Genomic DNA, 3,460 nt, shown 5'->3' on the forward strand with positions numbered 1-3,460 from the left:
CGAACGGACACACATTCTGCTACTTAACCCTACTTTTTGGTTGTTCATGTTTCAGCTTCTCTACACATTCAAAGGACAACTGCACAATGACCTAAATCAGGCCGACTTGGCCTCAGTGGCTGCGCTTACCGCCATCCATTTTCATTTAATTGTCAATAAGCGTCGACGGGGATAGGCTGAGTGCATGGCACACGAGCACCACGACCACGATCACTCCAGCACGCCGCTGCGCGCACTCTTGATTGCGCTAGGCATTACCGGCACCGTCTTCTTCGCGGAGCTGATCGGCGGCTGGTTGGCGGGTTCGATGGCGCTGATGGCGGATGCGATGCACATGCTTTCCGACGCTGCGGGGTTGATCATCGCGGTGTTAGCGGTGTTGGTTGGGCGCCGACAAGCATCGGCTCAGGCCACGTACGGCTACCGACGAGTGGAGGTGCTTGCTGCACTGGCGAACGCAGTGATGGTGCTGGCGATCTCGGTGTGGATTGTCGTCGAGGCGGTGCGCCGCCTGCAGAGCCCGGCCGAAGTGCAGGGAAAAACGATGCTGATCATCGCGGTGATCGGCCTGGTGGCGAATGCGCTATCGGCGTGGGTTCTGCACCGGCACCGCAAATCCTCGATCAACGTGGAGGGCGCGTTCTTGCACGTGTTAGTGGATATGCTCGGCTCGGTCGCAGTAATCGTGGCCGGCATCGTGGTACTGACCACGGGGTTTGTGGCGGCGGACGTGATCGCCTCCCTAGCGATCGCGGCGATGGTGCTGCCGCGCGCCTGGCAGCTCATGCGGCTTTCGGCGAGCGTGCTGCTCGAGCAAGTCCCGGCGGACTTCGACGCCAGTGCGATCGAGCCCGCGCTGCGGCAGGTCGAGGGCGTTGCTGACATCCACGACCTGCACCTGTGGAGCCTGGACGGCGTGAACGTGCTCACGACCGTGCATATCGTGCGCGACGGCACCGTCGGCACCGGCCCGCTGTTGGATGCCGCCCAGCAGGCCCTGCGCGAACACGGTATCGAGCACTCCACCATCCAGATTGAGCACCCAGAGCACGAATCCCACGAGACGGTGTGCTGATTCCCTTCTAACCTGACTTAGGCCAATTTTGTGCGGAAGTTCGCGGCCGGTGATTACTTGGATGGTGGCAGTGAGGTCGGGCGGGAATGGTACGGCGGCGTGAATGGTTTCGCCGCCAACGACGAGTTGAAAGCTGCGGTATTTCTTGAGTGTTCTCACGAGGCGTTTGATGAAGTGACCACTGCGGGTCTCCATCAGGTGGGTCACGGCTAGTGCTGCCATCACAATATTGAGATGTGCTGTGATCGAGTTTTGTTTCCTCGCATAGATTGGGCGTGCTTTCAGGTCTGATTTCGACATCCGATACGACATTTTCAATGTGGAATAGCCTGCGGTAATGCCTGATAACCTCCTGGGCGGGAAGAGCGGTCAGGTCGGTTTCATAGCCTTTAATTCCGGCTAGGGCTCGGTGTTTGCAGCGAGAGCGTAGTTGACCTTCTTGTTCGGGGTGGAAAGATCGAAATAGCGGTTGCGCTTAATGGCGATTTCGCCGTCAACAGCGCGTTTGGCTTTTGCGACTTGCTCTTTGATTCCGCGCAGGCCGCGTCTGGCCCGATCATAGGAGTACTGGAAGTGGGTCACCGTATTCGGGGTTGTGTGTTTGCGCGCATCGCTTGCCGAGGCTTGTGTCCAGATCTGGCCGTGGGCGTAGGCTTCACCAGGGATTTCCCGCCGCCAGGTTTCAATCACCTCAGGCACGGTGGGGTTTCACCGACAAAATGTAGTGCAGACCTGCATCTATCAATGCTTGCTTGTTCGGAGGGTGTCAAGTTGTTTGTGTGTGGGGCTAGGTTTATAGGTATTTGTCGAAGCGGTCGGGGTAGGCAACGGCCATTTGGTTGATGGCTTGTTTCCAGCCGGAAACTCGGGCTCCTTCCATGAGTCTGCCGGCTGTCGCTGAGACTCGTTTGCCTTGCTTTGCCCTCTTTGCGGCTCGTTTGTCTTCGATGTTGCAGGTCATCAACCACAGCGTCTTTATCGCTGATTCATCGTTGGTGAACTGCACCCTGTTGCGGGTAGCTTTACGCAGTTCATTGTTAAACGACTCAATGGAGTTCGTCGTATAGATTACCTTTCTGGCTGCTGGTGGGAACTGCAGAAACGGTACGAAACGCGCCCACGCATCACGCCAGACCTTGACTGAGCGGGGATATTTCTCACCCAGCTCGGAGGCTTCAAATTCGTCTAAAGCAACCTGTGCTGTGGGCTCGTCCGTGGCAGTGTAAATCTTTTTCAACGCGGCTGATACGCCCCGGCGATCCCCGTAGGCTACCCACCGGTTAGCGGCGCGAATCAGGTGCACGATACAGGTTTGCACCATAGAGTTCGGCCAGGTTGCCTCAACTGCCTCTGGCAGGCCTTTCAGCCCGTCACAGCAGACGATAAAGACGTCCTTGACCCCACGGTTAGAAAGGTTGGCGCATACCTGCGCCCAGAATGAAGCGCCTTCTTCCTTGGCAATCCACAATCCTAAAATGTGCTTAATACCGTTGAGATCCACGCCGATTGCCATGTACGCAGATTTGTTGACTACTCGGCCGTCGTCGCGGACTTTAATGCGCAACGCGTCCAGGAAAACCACGGGGTAGAACTCGTCTAGCTGGCGGTTTTGCCAGACCATGACCTCATCGAGCACGGCGTCAGTAACCGCAGAAATCGTCTCATGGGAAATATCGACACGCATCGACGTTGCCATATGGTGCTGGATGTCCCTAATTGTCATCCCACCGGCGTACAAGCTGACGATCATGTCATCGACATCAGTCAAGCGCCTAGAACCTTTAGGGACCATAGTCGGCAAGAATGTTCCAGCCCGATCCCGAGGGACATCAACGGTGACTGGCCCGTAGTTAGAATCCACGGTCTTTGGATACGACCCGTTGCGGTAATTGTCTGTTCTAGCTGCAGCTTTAGCGCTCCTGTCGCCAGACTCGTAGCCCAGGTGGGCATCCATTTCAGCGTTGAGTCCCCTGGTAATCGAGGCTTGTAACATGCCGCGAACTAGGTCGTTGGCATCCGTTGTGGACGTGCCTAGGTCATCAATCAGTTTCGCGATGTCAGGGTTAGCAAGCAGCTTCTTTTCAATCGCATCAATCTTGGCCTTATTAGCCGGATCTCGTCTCGCCACAGTAGTCATTCTGGTCCATCTCCTTATGCGGGTTAGGTACCCACACACAAACCATCAGACACTCTCTGGTGTGCTTTCCGGGTGAGTAAAAACAGGCCACGATGCCCGGTATGTGCTGGGCAAATGAAGAAAAACGGAACCACATCCAAAGGCACAACCAGGTGGCGGTGCAAAGACCCGAACTGCGGCAGCTCCACGACACGAACTCGCACCGATCTCACGCAGGCCTGCGACTTCAAAGCCTTCATCTGGGCCTG

Annotated in this window: 4 protein-coding genes and 1 pseudogene; 3 read left to right on the forward strand and 2 right to left on the reverse strand. The window is 56.4% G+C overall.

Translation table 11 applies throughout. The features are described from left to right. The first annotated feature begins 184 nt into the window (after positions 1 to 184). Positions 185 to 1,075, forward strand: coding sequence for a cation diffusion facilitator family transporter (locus HMPREF2724_RS00005; protein WP_005328806.1), 891 nt, complete (start codon positions 185 to 187; stop codon positions 1,073 to 1,075). A 30-nt stretch (positions 1,076 to 1,105) separates the two neighbouring features. Beyond that, complete coding sequence (locus HMPREF2724_RS00010; protein ID WP_005324624.1) at positions 1,106 to 1,288, forward strand: hypothetical protein; 183 nt, start codon at positions 1,106 to 1,108, stop codon at positions 1,286 to 1,288. Between the two features lie 186 nt (positions 1,289 to 1,474). On the opposite strand, the gene HMPREF2724_RS00015 is transcribed toward HMPREF2724_RS00010, so the two are convergent. Together HMPREF2724_RS00015 and HMPREF2724_RS00020 are read right to left on the reverse strand one after the other, a co-directional pair. Then, positions 1,475 to 1,774: a hypothetical protein gene (locus tag HMPREF2724_RS00015; protein ID WP_141740993.1), complete on the reverse strand. Its 300-nt coding sequence runs from the start codon at positions 1,772 to 1,774 to the stop codon at positions 1,475 to 1,477. A 94-nt stretch (positions 1,775 to 1,868) separates the two neighbouring features. Next, positions 1,869 to 3,212 carry an IS256 family transposase gene (locus tag HMPREF2724_RS00020; protein WP_062035649.1) on the reverse strand — a complete coding sequence of 448 codons (1,344 nt, stop codon included), beginning with the start codon at positions 3,210 to 3,212 and terminating at the stop codon, positions 1,869 to 1,871. Positions 3,213 to 3,284: 72 nt separating this feature from the next. On the opposite strand from HMPREF2724_RS00020, the pseudogene HMPREF2724_RS12535 reads away from it, so the two are divergent. After that, positions 3,285 to 3,460: pseudogene (locus HMPREF2724_RS12535) on the forward strand (IS256 family transposase); the annotation flags it as partial.

This window comes from Corynebacterium sp. HMSC071F07, assembly GCF_001810285.1.
Classification (GTDB): domain Bacteria; phylum Actinomycetota; class Actinomycetes; order Mycobacteriales; family Mycobacteriaceae; genus Corynebacterium; species Corynebacterium simulans.

Bases quoted from the DNA above. Each gene is read 5' to 3' on its own strand.
- HMPREF2724_RS00005 (WP_005328806.1), top strand. From the start codon at position 185: ATGGCACACGAGCACCACGACCACGATCACTCCAGCACGCCGCTGCGC.
- HMPREF2724_RS00020 (WP_062035649.1), bottom strand. From the start codon at position 3,212: ATGACTACTGTGGCGAGACGAGATCCGGCTAATAAGGCCAAGATTGAT.